The sequence below is a fragment of the Amycolatopsis tucumanensis genome (assembly GCF_021654135.1).
In the GTDB taxonomy this organism is placed as follows: Bacteria; Actinomycetota; Actinomycetes; order Mycobacteriales; family Pseudonocardiaceae; genus Amycolatopsis_E; species Amycolatopsis_E tucumanensis.
Map to the genome: position 1 here is coordinate 2,416 of NZ_JAKGSD010000014.1, position 17,858 is coordinate 20,273.

20 protein-coding genes are annotated in these 17,858 nt (G+C 72.5%); 10 read left to right on the forward strand and 10 right to left on the reverse strand.

Going from position 1 to position 17,858, the window contains the following annotated elements:
* Nucleotides 1–482: 482 nt before the first annotated feature.
* Entirely contained in the window at nucleotides 483–1,310 is an 828-nt protein-coding gene (locus L2C96_RS16230; protein ID WP_237336783.1) for an endonuclease/exonuclease/phosphatase family protein, read from the reverse strand.
* Between the two features lie 64 nt (nucleotides 1,311–1,374).
* Here L2C96_RS16230 and L2C96_RS16235 point away from each other — a divergent pair, with 64 nt between their 5' ends.
* Entirely contained in the window at nucleotides 1,375–1,821 is a 447-nt protein-coding gene (locus L2C96_RS16235) for a sigma factor-like helix-turn-helix DNA-binding protein (RefSeq protein ID WP_237336784.1), read from the forward strand.
* 7 nt (nucleotides 1,822–1,828) lie between these two features.
* Here L2C96_RS16235 and L2C96_RS16240 read toward each other — a convergent pair whose 3' ends face one another.
* Together L2C96_RS16240 and L2C96_RS16245 are read right to left on the reverse strand one after the other, a co-directional pair.
* Nucleotides 1,829–1,990 (reverse strand): hypothetical protein, encoded by a 162-nt coding sequence (locus L2C96_RS16240; RefSeq protein ID WP_020418839.1) that lies wholly within the window; start codon nucleotides 1,988–1,990, stop codon nucleotides 1,829–1,831.
* Nucleotides 1,991–2,961: 971 nt separating this feature from the next.
* On the reverse strand, nucleotides 2,962–3,582 hold the full coding sequence (locus L2C96_RS16245; protein ID WP_237336785.1) for a DUF305 domain-containing protein: 621 nt from the start codon (nucleotides 3,580–3,582) through the stop codon (nucleotides 2,962–2,964).
* A 126-nt stretch (nucleotides 3,583–3,708) separates the two neighbouring features.
* On the opposite strand from L2C96_RS16245, the gene L2C96_RS16250 reads away from it, so the two are divergent.
* The 6 genes from L2C96_RS16250 (at nucleotide 3,709) to L2C96_RS16275 (ending at nucleotide 10,098) form a co-directional block, all read left to right on the forward strand.
* Nucleotides 3,709–5,136: an LVIVD repeat-containing protein gene (locus L2C96_RS16250; protein ID WP_237336786.1), complete on the forward strand. Its 1,428-nt coding sequence runs from the start codon at nucleotides 3,709–3,711 to the stop codon at nucleotides 5,134–5,136.
* A 102-nt stretch (nucleotides 5,137–5,238) separates the two neighbouring features.
* Nucleotides 5,239–6,186, forward strand: a complete 948-nt coding sequence (locus tag L2C96_RS16255) for a MetQ/NlpA family ABC transporter substrate-binding protein (RefSeq protein ID WP_237336787.1) — start codon at nucleotides 5,239–5,241, stop codon at nucleotides 6,184–6,186.
* Complete coding sequence (locus tag L2C96_RS16260) at nucleotides 6,183–7,196, forward strand: methionine ABC transporter ATP-binding protein (protein ID WP_237336788.1); 1,014 nt, start codon at nucleotides 6,183–6,185, stop codon at nucleotides 7,194–7,196. Before L2C96_RS16255 ends, L2C96_RS16260 begins: the two co-directional genes overlap by 4 nt.
* On the forward strand, nucleotides 7,193–7,855 hold the full coding sequence (locus tag L2C96_RS16265) for a methionine ABC transporter permease (RefSeq protein WP_237336789.1): 663 nt from the start codon (nucleotides 7,193–7,195) through the stop codon (nucleotides 7,853–7,855). The genes L2C96_RS16260 and L2C96_RS16265 overlap by 4 nt, the downstream gene beginning before the upstream one ends.
* Before the next feature lie 31 nt (nucleotides 7,856–7,886).
* Nucleotides 7,887–8,714, forward strand: a complete 828-nt coding sequence (locus tag L2C96_RS16270; RefSeq protein ID WP_237336790.1) for a DUF427 domain-containing protein — start codon at nucleotides 7,887–7,889, stop codon at nucleotides 8,712–8,714.
* A gap of 607 nt (nucleotides 8,715–9,321) precedes the next feature.
* Nucleotides 9,322–10,098, forward strand: a complete 777-nt coding sequence (locus tag L2C96_RS16275; RefSeq protein ID WP_237336791.1) for an APH(3'') family aminoglycoside O-phosphotransferase — start codon at nucleotides 9,322–9,324, stop codon at nucleotides 10,096–10,098.
* Here L2C96_RS16275 and L2C96_RS16280 read toward each other — a convergent pair.
* Genes L2C96_RS16280 through L2C96_RS16290 form a run of 3 tightly spaced genes read right to left on the reverse strand, consistent with a single transcriptional unit; the run spans nucleotide 10,085 to nucleotide 13,205 of the window.
* Nucleotides 10,085–10,927 (reverse strand): alpha/beta fold hydrolase, encoded by an 843-nt coding sequence (locus tag L2C96_RS16280; RefSeq protein ID WP_020416807.1) that lies wholly within the window; start codon nucleotides 10,925–10,927, stop codon nucleotides 10,085–10,087. The genes L2C96_RS16275 and L2C96_RS16280 overlap by 14 nt on opposite strands.
* Nucleotides 10,924–11,721 carry an SDR family NAD(P)-dependent oxidoreductase gene (locus tag L2C96_RS16285; protein ID WP_237336792.1) on the reverse strand — a complete coding sequence of 266 codons (798 nt, stop codon included), beginning with the start codon at nucleotides 11,719–11,721 and terminating at the stop codon, nucleotides 10,924–10,926. The genes L2C96_RS16280 and L2C96_RS16285 overlap by 4 nt, the downstream gene beginning before the upstream one ends.
* The gene (locus L2C96_RS16290; RefSeq protein ID WP_237336793.1) at nucleotides 11,721–13,205 is read right to left on the reverse strand and encodes a flavin-containing monooxygenase; all 1,485 of its coding nucleotides are present in this window, start codon (nucleotides 13,203–13,205) and stop codon (nucleotides 11,721–11,723) included. The genes L2C96_RS16285 and L2C96_RS16290 overlap by 1 nt, the downstream gene beginning before the upstream one ends.
* Before the next feature lie 114 nt (nucleotides 13,206–13,319).
* Here L2C96_RS16290 and L2C96_RS16295 point away from each other — a divergent pair, with 114 nt between their 5' ends.
* The 3 genes from L2C96_RS16295 to sigJ are packed head-to-tail and all read left to right on the forward strand — an operon-like array spanning nucleotide 13,320 to nucleotide 15,050.
* The gene (locus L2C96_RS16295; protein WP_020416804.1) at nucleotides 13,320–13,976 is read left to right on the forward strand and encodes a TetR/AcrR family transcriptional regulator; all 657 of its coding nucleotides are present in this window, start codon (nucleotides 13,320–13,322) and stop codon (nucleotides 13,974–13,976) included.
* A gap of 37 nt (nucleotides 13,977–14,013) precedes the next feature.
* On the forward strand, nucleotides 14,014–14,157 hold the full coding sequence (locus tag L2C96_RS16300) for a hypothetical protein (RefSeq protein ID WP_237336794.1): 144 nt from the start codon (nucleotides 14,014–14,016) through the stop codon (nucleotides 14,155–14,157).
* Between the two features lie 17 nt (nucleotides 14,158–14,174).
* Complete coding sequence (sigJ, locus tag L2C96_RS16305; protein WP_237336795.1) at nucleotides 14,175–15,050, forward strand: RNA polymerase sigma factor SigJ; 876 nt, start codon at nucleotides 14,175–14,177, stop codon at nucleotides 15,048–15,050.
* On the opposite strand, the gene L2C96_RS16310 is transcribed toward sigJ, so the two are convergent.
* From L2C96_RS16310 to L2C96_RS16325, 4 genes are all read right to left on the reverse strand, one after another.
* Nucleotides 15,042–15,686, reverse strand: a complete 645-nt coding sequence (locus tag L2C96_RS16310; protein ID WP_237336796.1) for a maleylpyruvate isomerase family mycothiol-dependent enzyme — start codon at nucleotides 15,684–15,686, stop codon at nucleotides 15,042–15,044. The two genes, sigJ and L2C96_RS16310, sit on opposite strands and share 9 nt — an antisense overlap.
* Complete coding sequence (locus L2C96_RS16315) at nucleotides 15,680–16,318, reverse strand: SGNH/GDSL hydrolase family protein (protein WP_237336797.1); 639 nt, start codon at nucleotides 16,316–16,318, stop codon at nucleotides 15,680–15,682. The genes L2C96_RS16310 and L2C96_RS16315 overlap by 7 nt, the downstream gene beginning before the upstream one ends.
* Before the next feature lie 105 nt (nucleotides 16,319–16,423).
* Nucleotides 16,424–16,708 (reverse strand): hypothetical protein, encoded by a 285-nt coding sequence (locus L2C96_RS16320; protein WP_235716070.1) that lies wholly within the window; start codon nucleotides 16,706–16,708, stop codon nucleotides 16,424–16,426.
* A gap of 99 nt (nucleotides 16,709–16,807) precedes the next feature.
* A complete protein-coding gene (locus L2C96_RS16325; RefSeq protein ID WP_237336798.1) occupies nucleotides 16,808–17,668 on the reverse strand; it encodes an LLM class flavin-dependent oxidoreductase in 861 nt (286 codons plus the stop codon).
* Nucleotides 17,669–17,858 lie beyond the last annotated feature (190 nt).

Genomic DNA, 17,858 nt, shown 5'->3' on the forward strand with positions numbered 1-17,858 from the left:
CCGCCGTCCTGCCGCACCTCCTGCACGCGTGATCAGGCGTTGGCGGGCGCGAACGGACCCGTTCCAGCTCGGCCACCACCGGCCCGTGATCGGAGGCCGTCGCCAGCGGCACAGGCGGCCGGACTGTCGGTGGTCGTGGTGACGAACAGCGCGTGGCCCGGCCGCACACCGTTGCGCTGGCCGCTTTCGGGCCGGTCGGCGCTCTACGTGACAGCGCTGGACGACCCCGCCGTCCTGCCGCACCTCCTGCACGCGTGATCAGGCGTTGGCGGGCGCGAACGAGTCCGTGAACAGCGCCTGCGCGATCCGCGCGATGAGGGACTCGAGCAGGGTGGCGCCGATCTTGGCGATCACGGCGGCGATGAACTCGGCCATCGGGAACTCCTAGCTTTCCGGGGACACCCAGGCACCGTCGCTTCCGCGGATGAGACGCGGGCAGCACTCGGGTTGCCCGCGGGTGAACTCCCCGTGACCGCTGCGCGCTACGACGAGACCGGCCGCATCCGGTCCAGCTCGGCGACCACCGGCCGGTGGTCGGACGCCGTCGTCGCGACCGCCCGCGCGGAACGGATCCCGAAGTGCGGGGACGCGGTCACGAAGTCGATGCGCTTCACCGGTTCCGCGGCCGGGTAGGTCCCCGCGCGCGGGTCGGCGTCGGCCAGGTCAGTCCACAGTGGAGCGAGTTCGGGTGCGGCGGGTTCGGCGTTGAAGTCGCCGGTGAGGATTTCCGGGCCGGGCAGCCGGTCGAGGACGGCGAGCATGTCGGCGACCTGCGCCTGCCGCACCGACGGATCGGCGCGGTAGTCCAGGTGGGTGGCGTAGACGCGGACCGGCCCGCCGTGCGCGGCGACGGTGACCTCCGCGAAACCCGGCGCGGGGGCTGGGGTGGCGTCCGGGGTGAGCGTCGACAACCGGGTGATCTCGAGGTTCCGCGCGGCGACGATCGGGAAGCGGCTCAGCACGGCGAGGCCGTACTGGCGGCGCGGCGCACCGGGGGCGGGCGGGTCGAGGTCGTAGATCGGCGCGAAGAACACGTGCATCTTCAGGGCGCGTGCGAGTTCGGTGGCCTCGTCGCGGTACTCGCTGCGCGCGTCCCAGTGGACGTCGACCTCCTGCAGCCCCACGACGTCCGCGTGCAGGTCGCGGATCGCGGCGGCGGTGCGGGCGAGGTCGAAGACGCCGTCCTGCCCGGCGCCCGCGTGGATGTTGTAGCTGGCGACGGTGAGCGGCCGGGGCGCGGCGGCCGCCGGAGCCGCGCCGAGGGCCAGAACCGCCGCGATGACCGCCACTGCGAGCCGCATGATGATCACCTTAGCGGCGGAGGCAACCAGGCGGGCGGTTCGCGCGTGGGAGTTGTCGAGGAGGGGGAGCGCGATGGCGGCGCAGGACGTGATGAGCGCGCGGCTTCCCGGCGCGGACCTGGTGGCGGCCGCCGCCGGTGGCGAGACGGGGGCGATCGGGGAACTGGTCGCCGCGGTGACGCCGGTCGTGGTGCGGTACTGCCGGGCGCGGCTGAGCCGGGGCGCGGACGAGGTGGCGCAGGAAGCCTGCCTGGCGATCCTGCACGCGCTGCCCGGCTGGACGGGCTCCTTCCCGGCGCTCGTGTACGAACTGACGGCGCAGACGGTGGCCGGAGCACGCTCCCCCGAGGCCGATTCACCGGTGCTGGCGCTGCCCGGCGTGGAGCGGGAGATCGTGCTGCTGCGTGTCGCGGCAGGCCTGACGGCGGAAGAGACGGCCGCGGCGCTGGGGTTGTCGGTGAACCAGGTGCGCGTGGTGCAGCACCGAGCGCTCAACCGCCTCCGGGCAACACTCGGCTGAACCCGCCTCAGTTCGAGGGCGTGCTCGACCGCATGCCGGCCAGCAGGCCGAGGCCCGCCATCACACCGGCGAGGAAGTACCACGCGTCACCGAGGGCGGCGGACGCGATGATCGCCAGGATGAGGACGCCGCCGGCCGCGGCCCATCCCGTCACGTTCGGCTCCGCCATGGGTTCCACCATCCTCCTCGGTGGCGCGCGCCGCACCACGGAGAGGAGGAATCACCCTCGAAGTGCAACCGGCGGGTGACGTGCCCGGCCCCTGCGTGGGGGGTGAGGGAATGCTCCCCGGGGTGGTGCGCACGGCCGCGGGGTGATGCGGACGGGGTAGCGGGCTGCGGCGGCAGGGCGGTGCGCACGGCGGCGGGGCGATGGGGACGGGGTAGCGGGTGGCGGCGGCAGGGCGGTGCACACGGCGACGGACCGCGCCGCCGGGAGCGGCGGTGAGCGCGGCGAGCTGGCTGCTGCCGAGAGCGGCGGCCCGCAGCGGCAGGCGCGGCAAGCTAACCGATGGCGAGCGGCGAGTGGCACCGCAGGGGGTCGCGAGCGCGGCAAGCGCTGCAGACCCAGCAAGGCAGGCCGCAGACGCGGCAGGGCGGCGCGCACGGCGGCGGACCGCGCCGCCGGGAGCGACGGTGAGCGCGGCGAGCTGGCTGCTGCCGAGAGCGGCGGACCGCGGCGGCAGGCGCGGCAAGCTGGCCGGTGGCGAGCGGCGAGTGGCACCGCAGGGGGCCGCGAGCGCGGCAAGCGCTGCAGACCCAGCAAGGCAGGCCGCAGACGCGGCATGCTCGGCGGCGCTCTGTGGCAGAGGGGCCGCCTGAAGCGGCGGACGGCGAGCGCGTAGTAGGGCCGCCGGAAGCGGCAGGCGCGGCGAGCTGGCCGGTGGCGAGAGCGGCGAGTGGCACCGCAGGGAGCGGCGGGTAGCAGCGCAGGGAGCGGCGGGTAGCAGCGCAGGGAGCGGCGGGTAGCAGGGAGCGGCGGGCGCACCGCAGGGAGCGGCGGGCACGCCGCCAGAGGCGGCGAGCGCAGCAGGGCCCGCCGGTAGCGGGCGCGGGTGGCCAGTGCACCGCTCAGCGCGCCCGGCCCCGGCCGGGCTGCCCTGGGCCGAGGGCAGTCGAGGCAGCCCCTCTCCGGGTGCCGGATCAGCCCGCCATCGAGCGCATCCGCGTCACCTCGTCGCTCTGGGAGGCGATCACGTCGGTCGCCATTTCCTCCACGAAGACGTCCGAACCGGCGCTCAGCACCTCCGTCGCCATGGTGATCGCGCCCTCGTGGTGCGCTGTCATCAGCTGCAGGAACATCCGGTCGAACTCGGGGCCCGTCGCGGCCGCCAGCGCGGCCAGCTGATCCTCGGTCGCCATCCCCGGCATGGGCCCGTGCGAGCCGTGGTGACCGGCGTGCTCCCCCGGCACCTCGAGCCCCCGCTGCCGCAGCCACGCCGTCATCGACGTGATCTCCGGCGCCTGCGTCGCGGTGATGCGGGCCGCCAGGCCCTTCACGTCCTCCCGCGCGGCCCGCGCCGGCGCCAGCTCGCCCATCCGGATCGCCTGCTGGTGGTGCATGATCATCCGCTGCGCGTACGACACGTCGGCGTCGTTGTGCCGGTTCGCCGGCACCGCCGAGCCCGCCTCGTCCGCGGGCAGCGTGCGGGCCGGCTCCCCTGGCGCACCGGGCACCACGACCGGCGGCGCCTCCGGCTCGGCTGCGCACGCCGACGCCAGCACCGCCGCGGCCAGCAGCGTTCCCACGACGAACGCCCGCACCCAGGCCTCCTCGCACTCGTCCGTTCCCGCGACCGTACCGCAGGAAAAGCCTACTTTCGGCGCTGTCCTCGCCACCGAGGATCCGGGCATACTTCGTATTTCTTCCGAACGAAAGGGGTTGGCCACGTGGCTCCGGGGACGCAACGCAGACGCCGGCTCTTCGCGCTCGCCGGCGCGATCGCCCTGTCGCTGACCACACTCGGCGCCGCACCGGCGTCGGCCGCTCCCGGCATTCCGGGGGTCGACGAGGTCAGCCAGTCCCGCAACATCCAGCACCTGGCGAACATCCCGAAGCAGGCCCCGTTCGACAACGTGGACGCCTTCGGCACGGACATCGCGTTCACCGACGACCACGCGATCGTCGGCAACTACAACGGCTTCACGATCTACGACATCAAAAAGCCCAGCAAGCCGAAGATCGTCAGCCAGGTCCTCTGCCCCGGCTCGCAGAACGACGTGTCGGTGTCCGGCGACCTGCTGTTCCTGTCCACCGACTCCTCACGCAGCGACAACTCCTGCGCCAGCACCGGCCAGCCCGCCACGAACCAGAACTCGTGGGAGGGCATCAAGATCTTCGACATCAGCGATCTGGCCAACCCGAAGTACGTGGCCGCGGTCGAGACGAAGTGCGGTTCGCACACCCACACGCTGGTGCCGGGCAAGAACGGCAAGGACGTCTACCTCTACGTCTCCTCCTACAGCCCGCGCCCGGAATTCCCGGACTGCCAGCCGCCGCACGACCTGATCTCCGTGGTCAAGGTCCCGGTGCGCAACCCGGCCGCCGCGGCCGTCGTCAACGAGCCGGTGGTCTTCGGCCCGGAGGGCGGCAACCCCGGCATCCCCGGCACCTTCCCGAACCACTACGTCACCGCCACCTCCGGCTGCCACGACATCACCGCCTACCCGGACAAGGACCTGGCGGCGGGCGCGTGCATGGGTGACGGCGTGCTGTTCGACATCTCCGACCGGGAGCACCCGCGGATCATCGAGCAGGTCCAGGACGACACCAACTTCGCGTTCTGGCACTCGGCGACGTTCAACAACGACGGCACCAAGGTCGTCTTCACCGACGAGCTGGGCGGCGGCGGCCAGCCGGCGTGCTCGGCGGGGATCGGCGCGGTCCGCGGCGCGGACGCGATCTACGACATCACCGGCCGCGGCGACGACCGCAGCCTGCGCTTCGCGAGCTACTTCAAGATCCCGCGCGAGCAGGCCGCGACCGAGAACTGCGTGGCGCACAACGGCTCGCTGATCCCGGTCAAGGGCCGCGACATCATGGTGCAGGCCTGGTACCAGGGCGGGATCTCGGTGTGGGACTTCACCGACTCCGCCCACCCGAAGGAGCTGGCGCACTGGGAGCGCGGGCCGCTGTCCACCGAGCAGCTGATCGTCGGCGGGTCGTGGTCGGCCTACTACTACAACGGCCACATCTACTCCTCCGACATCCAGAAGGGGCTGGACGTGTTCGCGCTGCACGACCCGCGCACGGCGAGCGCGAAGTCGGTCCGGATGGACGAGCTGAACGTCCAGACCCAGGGCCGCTACCGCGGATGATCCACTAGCACAACCGGACGATCGAAGGCAAATCCATCCTGCCGCCGATCACCAGGCGGGACAGCAGTCCCCCAACCCGGTGATCGTCGGCAGGATGGCGCCATGTCCGAAAACACCCCAGACGACGCCATCCTCCCCGAAAAGCCGCGCCGGAAGCGTGGCCCGCTGATCGGCGTCATCCTCGCCGTGGTCGTCGTCCTCGTCGCCGTGGTCCTGATCGTCGTCAACACGACATCGGACTCCGGCACCACCGCCGGTCACACCACCGTGAAGATCGGCGTGACCGACGCCGGCGCCGACTACTGGAAGACCTTCCGGCAGATCGCCGCCGACAACGGCATCGACCTGGAACTGGTCAACTTCTCCGACTACACCCAGGCCAACCCGGCGCTCGCGCAGGGCCAGCTGGACGTGAACCTGTTCCAGCACCTGCTGTTCCTCGCAAACTACAACGTCAGCGCGAACCAGGACCTCACCCCGATCGGCTCGACCTACGTGGTGCCGCTGAGCCTCTACTCGCGCAAGCACGCCACCCTCGCCGACATCCCGGCAGGCGGCCGGATCGCGATCCCGAACGACCCGACCAACCAGGCGCGCGCCCTGCTGGTGCTGCAGTCGGCCGGCCTGATCTCGCTGCGTGGCGGCGGGAACGTGCTGTCCACGCCGGCCGAGATCGACCAGGCCGCCTCCAAGGTGACCGTGACGCCGGTGGACGCTTCCCAGACCGTGGCCGCGCTCCCCTCGGTCGACGGCGCGATCGTCAACAACAACTTCGCCCTGGACGCGAACCTCGACCCGTCGAAGGCGCTGTTCAACGACGACCCGGCGAACCCCTCGGCCGAGCCCTACATCAACACCTTCGTCACCCGCGCGCAGGACAAGGACAACCCGACCTACCTCAAGCTCGCCCAGCTCTACCGCGATCCGCGGGTGGCCGGCGAGGTGAAGGCCGAGTCGAAGAACACCGCCGTGCTGGTCGAGCGCCCGAACACCGACCTGCAGGCGATCCTGGACCGCCTCGAGCAGACCGTGCGGGCCGCGAAGAAGTGAACGCGCTAATCGAGTTCCAGGGCGTCACCAAGCGGTTCGGTGACGTCACGGCCCTGGAAGACGTCGACCTGACCATCGCCGCCGGCGAGGTCTTCGGCATCATCGGCTACTCCGGCGCGGGCAAGAGCACGCTGGTCCGGCTGATCAACGCGCTGGAACCGGTCACCTCCGGGCGGGTCCTCGTCGACGGCGTGGACCTGACCACGCTGCGCGAGCGGGAGCTGCGTGAAGTGCGGGCCGGGATCGGCATGATCTTCCAGCAGTTCAACCTGTTCCGCTCGCGCACGGTGTTCGGCAACGTGGCCTACCCGTTGAAGATCGCCGGGTGGGACAAGGCGCGCCGGAAGGCGCGGGTGGCCGAGCTGCTGAAGTTCGTCGGCATCACCGACAAGGCGTGGCACTACCCGGACCAGCTCTCCGGCGGGCAGAAGCAGCGCGTGGGGATCGCCCGCGCGCTGGCGACGAACCCGAAGATCCTGCTCGCCGACGAGTCCACCAGCGCGCTCGACCCGGAGACCACCGGCGAGGTGCTGCGGCTGCTCAAGCGGGTCAACACCGAGCTGGGCGTGACGATCGTGGTGATCACCCACGACATGGAGGTGGTGCGTGAGATCGCCGACCGGGTCGCGGTGCTGGACTCCGGCCGGGTGATCGAGCAGGGCAGCGTGTTCGAGGTGTTCTCGTCGCCGAAGACGCGCACGGCGCAGCGGTTCGTCGGGTCGGTCGTGCGGGACACCCCGGACGGCGCGGACCTGGACCGCATCCGGGCGCGGCACGGCGGGCGGCTGGTGTCGGCGAAGGTGCACGACGACGGCAGGCTGGGCGCGGTGCTGTCCGACGCGGTCGGCAAGCACAACGTGCGGTTCGAGATCGTCTACGGCGGCATCACCGCGTTGTCCGGCCGGTCGTTCGGCGGTCTGACGCTCGAACTGATCGGCGCCGACGCCGACGTGGACGCCCTGATCGCGGACCTGCGCACCACCACCGAGATCGAGGAGATCGCGGCATGAGCCTGGACTGGGAGACCCTCGGCCCGGTGTTCTGGGAGGCCATCGCGCAGACGCTGGGCATGGCCGTGGTGACGCTGGTCGTCGGCGGCGCGCTCGGGCTGGTGCTGGGCATCCTGCTCTACACGACGCGCGCGGGCGGGCTGCTGGCGAACCGGTTCGTGTTCACCGTGCTCAACGTGCTGGTGAACATCATCCGGCCGATCCCGTTCATCATCTTCATCACCGCGATCGGGCCGGTGACGATCTTCGTCGTCGGCACCCAGCTGGGCACCGCGGCGGCGACGTTCGCGCTGGTGTTCGCGGCGACGTTCGGGATATCGCGGATCGTCGAGCAGAACCTGGTCACCATCGACCCCGGCGTGATCGAGGCGGCGCGGGCGATGGGCGCGAGCTCGCTGCGGATCATCCTCACGCTGCTGGTGCCGGAGGCGCTCGGGCCGCTGGTCCTGGGCTACACGTTCGTGTTCGTCGCGATCGTCGACATGACGGCGGTGGCGGGCGCGGTCGGCGGCGGCGGGCTCGGTGACTTCGCCATCACCTACGGCTACCACCGGTTCGACTGGGTGGTGACGTGGCTGGCGGTGGTGACGATCATCGTGCTGGTGCAGGGCGCGCAGTTCCTCGGCAACTGGCTGGCGCGCAAGGCGCTGCGGCGTTGACGCGCGGGCCGGCGGGGCGGACAGTGGGGCGATGGCGCTGCAGCTGAGCCTTCGTCAGGCGCGTGAGCTGCCCGAACTGCGGTTCGAGCCGACGCGCAAGCGGGTGCGGGCGGTGGCCGGCGGGAAGGTGTTCGCCGATTCCCGCCGGGCGGCCCTGGTGTGGGAGCCGCGGCGGGTGGTGCCGCAGTACGCCTTCCCGGCGGCCGACGTCCACGCCTCGCTCACGCCCGCCCCGCCGTCCGACGTCGAGTGGCACCCGGTGTCGCTCGGGCCCAACACCGGTGTGCTGGACCCGAGCACCGGGTTCGCCGCGCACACCACCGCGGGCGCGCCGCTCACGCTGAGCCTGGACGGGGTGGTCCTGGAGGGCGCCGGGTTCCGGCCGGACGACCCGGATCTGGCGGAGTACGTGATCACCGACTTCGACGCGTTCGACGAGTGGCTCGAAGAGGACGAGCCGATCGTGTCCCACCCGCGCGACCCGTTCCACCGCGTCGACGTGCGGCGCAGCTCGCGGCACGTGCGGGTGGAGGTCGACGGGGTGGCGCTGGCGGACACGAAGGCGCCGCTGCTGGTGTTCGAGACGTCCCTGCCGCCGCGGCTGTACCTGCCACCGTCCGATGTGGACTTCAGCAGGCTGCGCGAGTCGGCCCGCGAGACCACATGCGCCTACAAGGGGCGGGCGCGGTACTGGTCGGCCGAGGTCGGCGGCCGGACGCACCCGGACCTCGCGTGGGCGTACGAGAAGCCGCTCCCGGACGCCGCGCAGCTCGCCGGGCACGTGGCCTTCTTCGACGAGCACGTGGACGTGACGCTGGACGGGGAGCGAGTGCCGCGGCCGGTCACACCCTGGTCCTGAATCGACAGCCGGATCACCCAGGTGACGCGCGGTCGGCGGCAACCCGAGCGCATGGCGTCGGCGGCAACCGCCGTGCAGCTCGCCGGGCACGTGGCCTTCTTCGACGAGCACATGGACCTGACGCTGGACGGAGAGCGAGTGCCGCGGCCGGTCACACCCTGGTCCTGAACCGACAGCCCGATCACCCAGGTGACGCCCAGCCAGCGGCAACCCGGGCGCACGGCGTCGGCGGCAACCGTTGCGCGCCAAGCACCCACCGCACACCCGCCCGGTCCCCGCCCCGAACGCCACCAGATCACCGGGCACGTGGCCTTCTCCGACGAGCACGTGGACGCTGGACGGGGAGCGAGTGCCGCGGCCGGTCACGCCTTGGTCCTGAACCGACAGCCCGATCACCCAGGTGACGCCCAGTCAGCGGCAACCCGGGCGCATGGCGTCGGCGGCAACCGTTGCGCGCCAAGCACCCACCGCACACGCGCCCGGTCCCCGCCCCGAACGCCACCAGACCACCGGGCACGTGACCTTCTTCGACGAGCACGTGGACGCTGGACGGGGAGCGAGTGCCGCGGCCGGTCACGCTCTGGTCCTGAATCGATAGCCTGACGCGATGCACGATCATCCCGGCTGGCGTCCGGTCACCGGTGGCGAGTCGGGCGCCGCGGTGGTCCGCAGCGCCGACGGCGACCGCTACGCCAAGCACGTGCCGCCCGCGGACGCGCCCGGCCTGCGGCACGAACGCGACCGGATCGCCTGGCTCGCCGGGCAGGGCGTGCCGGGACCACGGGTGCTGGACTGGCACTCCGGCGAGACCGGCGCCTGCCTCGTGACCAGCGCGGTTCCAGGCGTGCCGGCCGACCGGCTGTCCGCCGACGACCTCGGCCGCGCCTGGCCGCACATCGCGGACGCGGTGCGGCGGCTGCACGACCTGCCCGCGGACGACTGCCCGTTCAGCCGCGACCTGGACACGATGGTCGCCGTGGCGCGGGACGTCGTCGCCCGTGGTGCGGTGAACCCGGAATTCCTGCCCGTCGAGCAGCAAAGCACCCCGCCGCCGGAACTGCTGGCGCGTCTCGTGCCGCAGGTCGAGCGGCGTCGCGCCGAGGAGGCCACCGACACCGTGGTCTGCCACGGCGACCTCTGCCTGCCCAACATCGTCGTCGACCCCGGGACCCACGCGGTCACGGGCTTCGTCGATCTAGGGCGCCTCGGCCGGGCCGACCGCCACGCCGACCTCGCGCTGCTGCTGGCCAACGCCAGGGAGACCTGGCCGGACGAGGAATGGGCGAGGGCCGCGGACGCGGAGTTCGCCGAGCGGTACGGCACGGCGCCGGACGCCGGCCGGTTGCGGTTCTACCTCCACCTCGACCCGCTCACCTGGGGCTGACCTGCTCCGCCCAGAAGCGCGTCACCAGGTCGTGGAACTCCGCGGCGCGCTCGATCTGCGGCATGTGCCCGGTGTCGGTGAACAGCCGGGTCTGCGCGTGCGGCAACGCGCGCCGGGCGGCGTCGAGGTGCAGGGCGGGCAGGATGAGGTCGCGGTCGCCCCACACGACGAGCGTCGGCAGGGCCCGCGCGGCCACCGCCTCGATCAGCTCGGCCCGCCAGTCCTCCCGCACGCCGCGGAAACCGCCGAGCCCGCGCGCCGTCTCCAGCATCACCCGCGCGGCGTGCGGCTGCCGGGCGATCTCCAGCGCGTGCTCGACCCGCTCCCGCGTCGCGAACTTGCGGTCGTGGAACAGCGCCCGCTCGGTCCGCACCGCCCCGGCCACACTGGGGCGCAGCAGCAGCTTCCCCAGCGGCCGCAACGCCAGCAGCCGCAGCGCGATGGTCACCTCGCGGCCGAACCCCGCGCTGTTCACCAGCGCCAGGCTCCGCACCCGCTCCGGCGCGTCGACCGACAACCGCATCGCGACCGCGCCGCCGAGCGAGTTCCCGGCCACGTGCACCGGCCGCGTCTCCCCCACCGCGTCCAGGAAGTCCGCCGCGAACCCGGCCAGCGCGGCGAGCGTGTGCTTGCCCGGCAACGGTTCCGACATCCCGAAGCCGGCGAGGTCGACGCTGTAGGTGCGGTACGAGCCGGCGAGCAGGTCCTGCTGCTCGGACCAGTCCCGCAGGCTCCGGCCGATCCCGTGCAGCAGCAGGACCGGCGGCCCGTCGCCATCGGCCCGGTAGCGGGCCCGCCGCCCGCGCACGTCCACGAAGTCCACGGTCACCGCAACCTGCCCAGCAGCCGGCTGTGCGCGCCGGGCAGCAGCCGCACCAGCAGGTCGAGGATCTTCGCGTCCCGGCCGATCAGCACCCGCGGCTTGCGGTGCTCGATCGCGTCCACGATGACCGCCGCGGCCTTCGCCGGGTCCATCCGCAGCACGCGTTCCCACTGCCGCGTATCCATCCCGCCGGCCACGCCGCTGCCCACGCGCGCGGACTCCGCGATCCGGGTGCGGATGCCGCCCGGGTGCACCGACGTGACCCCGACCTGGCCGGCCAGCTCGTGCCGGATCGCCTCGGTGAACCCGCGGATCGCGAACTTGCTGGCCGAGTACGCCGACTGGCCGGGCGGCGCGATCAGCCCGAACAGGCTGGACACGTTGGCGATGTGCGAGCCGGGCGCGGCCTTGAGCGCGGGCAGCAGCGCGTGCGTCAGCTGGACCGGGGCGCGGAAGTTGACGTCCACGACCCAGCCGAACTCCTCCAGCGTCACCTCGTCGAACCGGCCGCCCAGCGCGACCCCGGCGTTGTTGATCAGCAACGTCAGCCGCGGGTTCTCGGCCAGCACCCGCTCGGCGGCCGCGGCGGTCTCCTCCGCCGAGGCCAGGTCGGCCACGTGGGTGGAGACGTCCACGCCCGTCCGCACGGCCTTGGCCACCGCCGCCAGCCGGTCGGCGTCGCGGTCCAGCAGCACCAGGTCCGAGCCCCGCGCGGCCAGCGCGTGCGCCAGCGCCTCGCCGATCCCGCTGGCCGCCCCGGTCACCACGGCCGTGCCGCCGTCGAACACGTAGTCGCGCATCAGGCCACCCGCTCCTTCGCCTGCTTGGCGGTGCGGGTGAACCGCATGGCGTCGTCCGTCAGCGACCCGTGCCGCATCAGCAGCACGTCGCGCGGGTAGTTCTGGAACAGCCGCCACGGCGCGGCCGGGCCCTGCTTGGGCAGCTTGTCGATGCTGCGCAGCACGTACCCGGACTTGAGGTCGATGAGCGGCTCGGTCCCGCGGACCGACGGCGGCGGCACCGGGGTGCAGGTGGTGTAGCCGTGCTCGTCGAGGTGGTTGAGCAGGCGGCACACGTACCCGGCGACGAGGTCGGCCTTCAGCGTCCAGGACGCGTTCGTGTAGCCGATGGTGAACGCGTAGTTCGGCACGCCGGAGAGCATCATGCCCTTGTACGCCAGGCGTTCGCCGATCTCCACCGGCTCGCCGTCGACCACCAGGTCCAGCCCGCCGAACGGCAGCAGGTTCAGGCCGGTGGCCGTGACGATGACGTCGGCCTCCAGCACCCGGCCCGAGGACAACCGCACGCCCTCAGGGGTGAACTTCTCGATGGTGTCGGTGACGATGTCGGCCTTGCCGCTGCGGACGGCCTTGAACAGGTCGCCGTCCGGCACGAAGCACACCCGCTGGTCCCACGGGTCGTAGCTGGGGTTGAAGTGCCGGTCCACCTCGAACCCGCGTGGCAGCTGCGCGGACACCGCCTTGCGCAGGAACTTCCGCACGAACGCCGGGGTGCGGCGGCTGAGCTGGAAGAACAGCATGGCGGACAGCACGTTCTTCCACCGCACGATCGGATAGGCCACCTTCGGCGGCAGCACGCCGCGCAGCTTGTCGGCGACCGGATCGGTGCCCGGCAGCGACAGCACGTAGCTGGGCGAGCGCTGCAGCATCGTCACGTGCGCCGCGTCGCCTGCCATCGCGGGCAGCAGCGTCACGGCCGTGGCGCCGCTGCCGATCACGACGACGCGCTTGCCGGTGTAGTCCAGGTCCTCCGGCCAGTGCTGCGGGTGCACGACGGTGCCGGCGAACTCGTCCTGGCCCGGGAACTCCGGCGCGTAACCCTGGTCGTAGCGGTAGTACCCGGAGTTGACGAACAGGAAGTCGCAGGTGATCCGCACCCGTTCACCCGTGTCGGTGCGCTCCGCCTCGACCGTCCACAGTGCCTGGTCCGACGACCACTCCGCGCGCACCACGCGGTGGTGGAACCGGATCCTGCGGTCGATGCCGCGTTTGCGCGCGGTGGTCCGCACGTACTCGCGGATGGACGGGCCGTCCGCGATCGCCTTCGCGTCGGTCCACGGCTCGAACGAGTAGCCGAGCGTGAACATGTCCGAGTCGGAGCGGACGCCCGGGTAGCGGAACAGGTCCCAGGTGCCGCCGATCGCGCCGCGCGACTCGAAGATCGCGTAGGTGCGGCCGGGGCACTCGGCCTGCAGGTGGCTGGCGGCGCCGATCCCGGACAACCCGGCACCGACGATCAGGACGTCGACGTGTTCCAGCGTCATCGCTCCCCCGTTCCTCAGGCGTCTGCCACCGCAACGTACCAACGGTATGTCGACATGGTCAACACCCTGTCGAGAACGCCGACAAAGTGTTGGACCACCTGATACGGTGAGCGCATGGCCACCGATCCCGCCGTCCGCAACCGCCCGGCCCGCGGCCGCCGCGCGCCCCGGCCCAGCGGTGACGAGCGGGAGCTGGCGATCCTCGCCACCGCCGAGCGGCTGCTGGCGGACCGGCCGCTGAGCGACATCTCGATCGACGACCTCGCGCGTGGCGCGGGCATTTCCCGGCCGACGTTCTACTTCTACTTCCGCTCCAAGGACGCGGTGCTGCTCACGCTGCTGGACCGGGTCACCGAGGAGGCCGACCGGGCGTCCTCGGCGGTGTTCGACCACCCCGCCCCGACCCCCGCGGAGCGCTGGCGGCAGTGCCTGGACGCCATCTACACGACGTTCCGGGCGCACCGCTCGGTCGCGCTCGCCGCCGCGGAGGCCCGCCACACCAACGCCGAGGTGCGGGACCTGTGGGCGGGGATGATGGGGACCTGGGTCAGCCGCACCGCGGAGGCCATCGAGGCCGAGCGGGCGCGCGGCGCGGCCCCGCCCGGACGGCCGGCGCGGGAGCTGGCGATCGCCCTGAACCTGATGAACGAGCGCGTCCTGTACGCCACCTTCGCCGGCGACGAGCCGGCCGTGCTGGAGGCGAACGCGGTCGACGTGCTGCTCGACGTGTGGCTGACCACCATCTACCGCACCACCGAACCACCGGCCTGACCCGTTTCGGCGGCCCGCGGCCGGGTAGCCCGGGCGCATGGAACGCAAGCACGACGACGCCCGCGACGACCTGCCCGGCGCCGAGGACTCCTCCCCCGAGGAGCAGGAGGTGCTGCGCGGCGAGCAGGGCACGTCCTCGGGTGACGAGCACGACGATTTCGATCCGCAGCAGGGCCGGTAACTGGCATCCTGGGAGGCGTGGACCGCCTCGCCCGTTTCGAAGCCAACCGCCCGCGCCTGCTCGGCCTGGCCTACCGGCTGCTCGGCGAGGCGTCCGAGGCCGAGGACGTCGTGCAGGAGGCCTACCTGCGCTGGGACGCCGCCGACGGCGTCGACGTGCCGGAGGCGTGGCTGACGAAGGTCGTCACGAACCTGTGCCTGACCCGGCTCACCTCCGCGCGGGCGCGGCGCGAGCTGTACACCGGGCCGTGGCTGCCGGAGCCGGTGTTCACCGAGCACGGCGAGCTGGGCCCGCTGGAGACCGCGGAGCAGCGCGACTCGCTGTCGATGGGACTGCTCTTCCTGCTGGAACGGCTGACCCCGCCGGAGCGCGCGGCGTTCGTGCTGCGTGAGGCGTTCGGCCACAGCCACCGCGAGATCGGTGAGATCCTCGACCTCGACGAATCCCACGTCCGCCAGCTCTACCGCCGCGCGCGGCAGCACGTCGGCGACGGGCGCAAACGCTTCACCGCGACGACCGAGCAGCGCCGCGAGATCGTGGAGCGCTTCCTCGCCGCCACCGTCGACGGCGATCTGGCCGCGCTGGAGCGGATGTTCGCCGACCAGGTCGTGTCCTGGGCGGACGGCGGCGGCAAGGTCAGCGCGGCCCGCCGCCCGATCCTCGGCCGCGACCGCGTCGCCCGGTACGTCGCCGGTCTGCACCGCGACCCGCGTGCGGATCAGATCGAGTTCGCGGTGCGCTCGATCAACGGCTCGCCCGGCCTCGCGATGCACCTGCACGGCGAGCTGTTCGGGGTCGTGCTGCTCGAACCGGGTGAGGACGGCCTGATCGCGCTGCACACGGTCGTCAACCCGGACAAGCTCGCGTACGCCGCGGCCCAGAAGTCAGCGTGAGTAGACGTTGACGTCGCGGCCGAGGCCGAGCGCGGCCGGGTCGCGCCTGCCGGAGGCGGTGAGCACGAAGTCCAGCGCGTCCGCCTCGACTGTGCCTCCGCCGCGGCCGATGTCAACCGGGCCGAAACCGCGCAGTTCCAGGCGTGCGGGTCCCCAGCCCTTCTGACGCAAGGACTCCGCCACCCAGTGCACGGCGGCGGTCAGCCCGCTGCCCCGTTCGGACTCGCGACCCAACGCTGCGCGGATGTCGTCGCCGTGCACGTAGGCGTCGTACCACAGGGTCAGGACGCCGTTGCCGACCGTCCGGCCCTGCACACCGCTCGGCTTCGCCCACAGTCGATCGTCGAGTGTGGACAGTGCCGCCCGGAGTTTCCCGTTGGCTTCGCGGAGCATCGCGGCCAGCTCGGCGGGCTCGTGGTGCGCGAGAGCCGTAGCCTGCTCGTCGGGGGTGCGCCTGCCGATGGTGCCCGCCGCGCTGTCGACGGCGTTGCCGACCACGTGCGCGGCGACGTCCCGGACCCGCCACTTCGTGCACCGGGTGGGCGCGTCCCAGCCGTCGGCGGCCGACTCGACGAGCCCGGCGAACAGGTCGTACTGGCCGGTGACGCCCTCGACGACCTGCTGCCGGGTCAGCACGACAGCTCCGCGGCGAGCCTGCGGACCGTTTCGGTGACGACGATCGCGTGGCCGCGGGCGTTGACGTGCAGCCGGTCGGCGCTGTAGATCCCCGCGTCGGCGGAGGCCGGGTGGTCACCGAGGTCGATGTACCAGGCGCCGTGGCGGTCGGCGACGCGGCGGGTCAGCCGCGCGAGCTGAGTCAGGCGCACCCGGAGCCCGTCGCGCCGGTCCTCGTCGGCGACCGGGGACCGGGAGATGTCGAACAGGCCCATGACCACCACGGCGGCGCCGGCCGCGCGCAGGGCGGAGACGATCTCGGAAAGCGTTTCCTCGACCGCGACGGGGTCGAACGAGCGGCGCAGCATGTCGTTGCCACCGGCGGCGACCACGGCCAGGTCCGGCCGGAAGTCCAGGGCCGCGGCGAGCTGGGTGTCCCGGACCTGGGCGGCGCGCAGGTCGCGCACGCCGAGGTTGGCGTAGGCCAGGCCGGGCTGCTGTTCGCGCAGCAGGTCGGCGAGCCGGTCGGCCCACGGCGGCGGCGGGTAGCCGTCGACCGGGTCGCCCAGCCCCTCGGCGACACTGTCGCCCAGCACGGCGAGCCGCCGCCAGGGCGCGCCGCGCAGTGAGCCGGTGAGCACGTCGGTCGTCATGGTCGCCCCCGTCGTCAAACTTTGTGGACGACCGTACTTTAAGTTTGGGCGCGAGATCGAGTCAAGGAGGTATTCGCTGGGGTTTTGCGGCGGACGGATGTCCGGTCAGTTGCGACGCTGGCTGGGGATCGACTCGGCGCCGGCCCGGCGGGCCGCGACGACCAGACAGCGCTCGCACGGCATGCCCACCGGGCGGTCCAGCAGGTCCAGCTCGCCGCGGCGGCCCTCGAAGCCGCAGTACGCGACCAGCACGCCAGGCCGCTCTGCGGGCAACGGGAAGACGTGGGCAACGCGCTGGGTCTCGCCCACGGTGCCGGGCCGTGGCCGGGCGAGGACGAATGTTCCGTTCAGCCCCGCCGGCTCGTCGCGCACCCTCACCCATCCGCTCACGGTGAGCCTCCTCTCCGGTGCACCCCGGTGGGTCCACTCCGGATACTCGTGGCGGTGGTTCCCTGGTGCGGGCACACGGCAAACGCCGCGGCCGGGTTTTCACCCGACAGTGCCGGGTTCGTCCACAGTGGGCAGCCGCGCGGCGAGGAGCCCGATCTGCTCCGGCTCGCCCGTGCAGGGCAGCAGCACGAGGTCGTCGGCGCCTGCCTCGGCGAGGCGGGTGATCTCTTTGTGCAGGTGGCCGCGGTCGGTGAGCACGTCCGGCCGCACCTGGTCGGCGTAGGCGGGACCGTAGTAGTGGGCGATGTAGTCGTCCGCGCGGCGCTCGGCGCCCGGCCCGAAGCAGAAGTACCGCTCGACGACGATCCGCGCTCCCGGCGAGATCGCGCGAACGGCCGCCACGCCTTGTTCGAGGACCGGCAGGCCGAAGGAGGGCGCCACCCAGCCGCCGGACATCGCGGCGGCGCGGGCGAATCCGGCTGGGGTGAGCCCGGCCAGCAGCAGACCTGGACGCCCGTCCGGCAATGCCGGGACCGGCCCGGACGCGCCATGCGTCTCGCCGCGCCAGACCGCGCGCATGGCCGCCAGGGTGTCCTCAAACGCGGCACCGCGGCCGGTCATGGGGACTCCGCTGGCCGCGTAGTCCTCCGGCCAGCCGCCCATGCCGAGCCCGACGGTGAGCCGGCCGCCGGAAAGCCGTTCCAGGGAGCCGATCTGCTTGGCGAGGAGCACGGGATTGCGGCGGTAGCCGGCGTCGAGCACGGTGGTCATCAGCTCGATCCGGGCGGTGCGCGCGGCCGCGGCGGCCAACGCGACGAGCGGATCGAGGTTGTCGCAGACGAGCCGGTCGATCACACTCAGCGAGGCGAACCCGAGGCGTTCGCACTCCGCGGCCCAGTCCCCGATCGACGTGAAGTCCGCCCCCGGCACAGCGGCGGGAAGCCCGATTCCGATACGCATGCCCTGGACGCTAGGACCCGCGCGGGGCGGCGGTCTTGAACGGAACGGACACTCGCCCTCAGGCGCGCGCCGCGTCGATCGCTCCTCCGAGCGCACTGATCATGACCGGCGCGACCAAGCGGGCACCCTCCGCCACACCCAAACCGATACGCGGGCCGCGAGGGCGCCCCATCCCGGCGGCGTCGACCAG

What these genes read in the sequence shown, in the direction of transcription:
- L2C96_RS16295 (WP_020416804.1), top strand. Translation starts at nt 13,320, where the DNA reads ATGGCCACCGATCCCGCCGTCCGCAACCGCCCGGCCCGCGGCCGCCGC.
- L2C96_RS16300 (WP_237336794.1), top strand. Translation starts at nt 14,014, where the DNA reads ATGGAACGCAAGCACGACGACGCCCGCGACGACCTGCCCGGCGCCGAG.
- L2C96_RS16240 (WP_020418839.1), bottom strand. Translation starts at nt 1,990, where the DNA reads ATGGCGGAGCCGAACGTGACGGGATGGGCCGCGGCCGGCGGCGTCCTC.
- L2C96_RS16325 (WP_237336798.1), bottom strand. Translation starts at nt 17,668, where the DNA reads ATGCGTATCGGAATCGGGCTTCCCGCCGCTGTGCCGGGGGCGGACTTC.
- L2C96_RS16285 (WP_237336792.1), bottom strand. Translation starts at nt 11,721, where the DNA reads ATGCGCGACTACGTGTTCGACGGCGGCACGGCCGTGGTGACCGGGGCG.
- L2C96_RS16235 (WP_237336784.1), top strand. Translation starts at nt 1,375, where the DNA reads ATGGCGGCGCAGGACGTGATGAGCGCGCGGCTTCCCGGCGCGGACCTG.
- L2C96_RS16290 (WP_237336793.1), bottom strand. Translation starts at nt 13,205, where the DNA reads ATGACGCTGGAACACGTCGACGTCCTGATCGTCGGTGCCGGGTTGTCC.
- L2C96_RS16275 (WP_237336791.1), top strand. Translation starts at nt 9,322, where the DNA reads ATGCACGATCATCCCGGCTGGCGTCCGGTCACCGGTGGCGAGTCGGGC.
- L2C96_RS16270 (WP_237336790.1), top strand. Translation starts at nt 7,887, where the DNA reads ATGGCGCTGCAGCTGAGCCTTCGTCAGGCGCGTGAGCTGCCCGAACTG.
- L2C96_RS16255 (WP_237336787.1), top strand. Translation starts at nt 5,239, where the DNA reads ATGTCCGAAAACACCCCAGACGACGCCATCCTCCCCGAAAAGCCGCGC.
- L2C96_RS16315 (WP_237336797.1), bottom strand. Translation starts at nt 16,318, where the DNA reads ATGACGACCGACGTGCTCACCGGCTCACTGCGCGGCGCGCCCTGGCGG.
- L2C96_RS16265 (WP_237336789.1), top strand. Translation starts at nt 7,193, where the DNA reads ATGAGCCTGGACTGGGAGACCCTCGGCCCGGTGTTCTGGGAGGCCATC.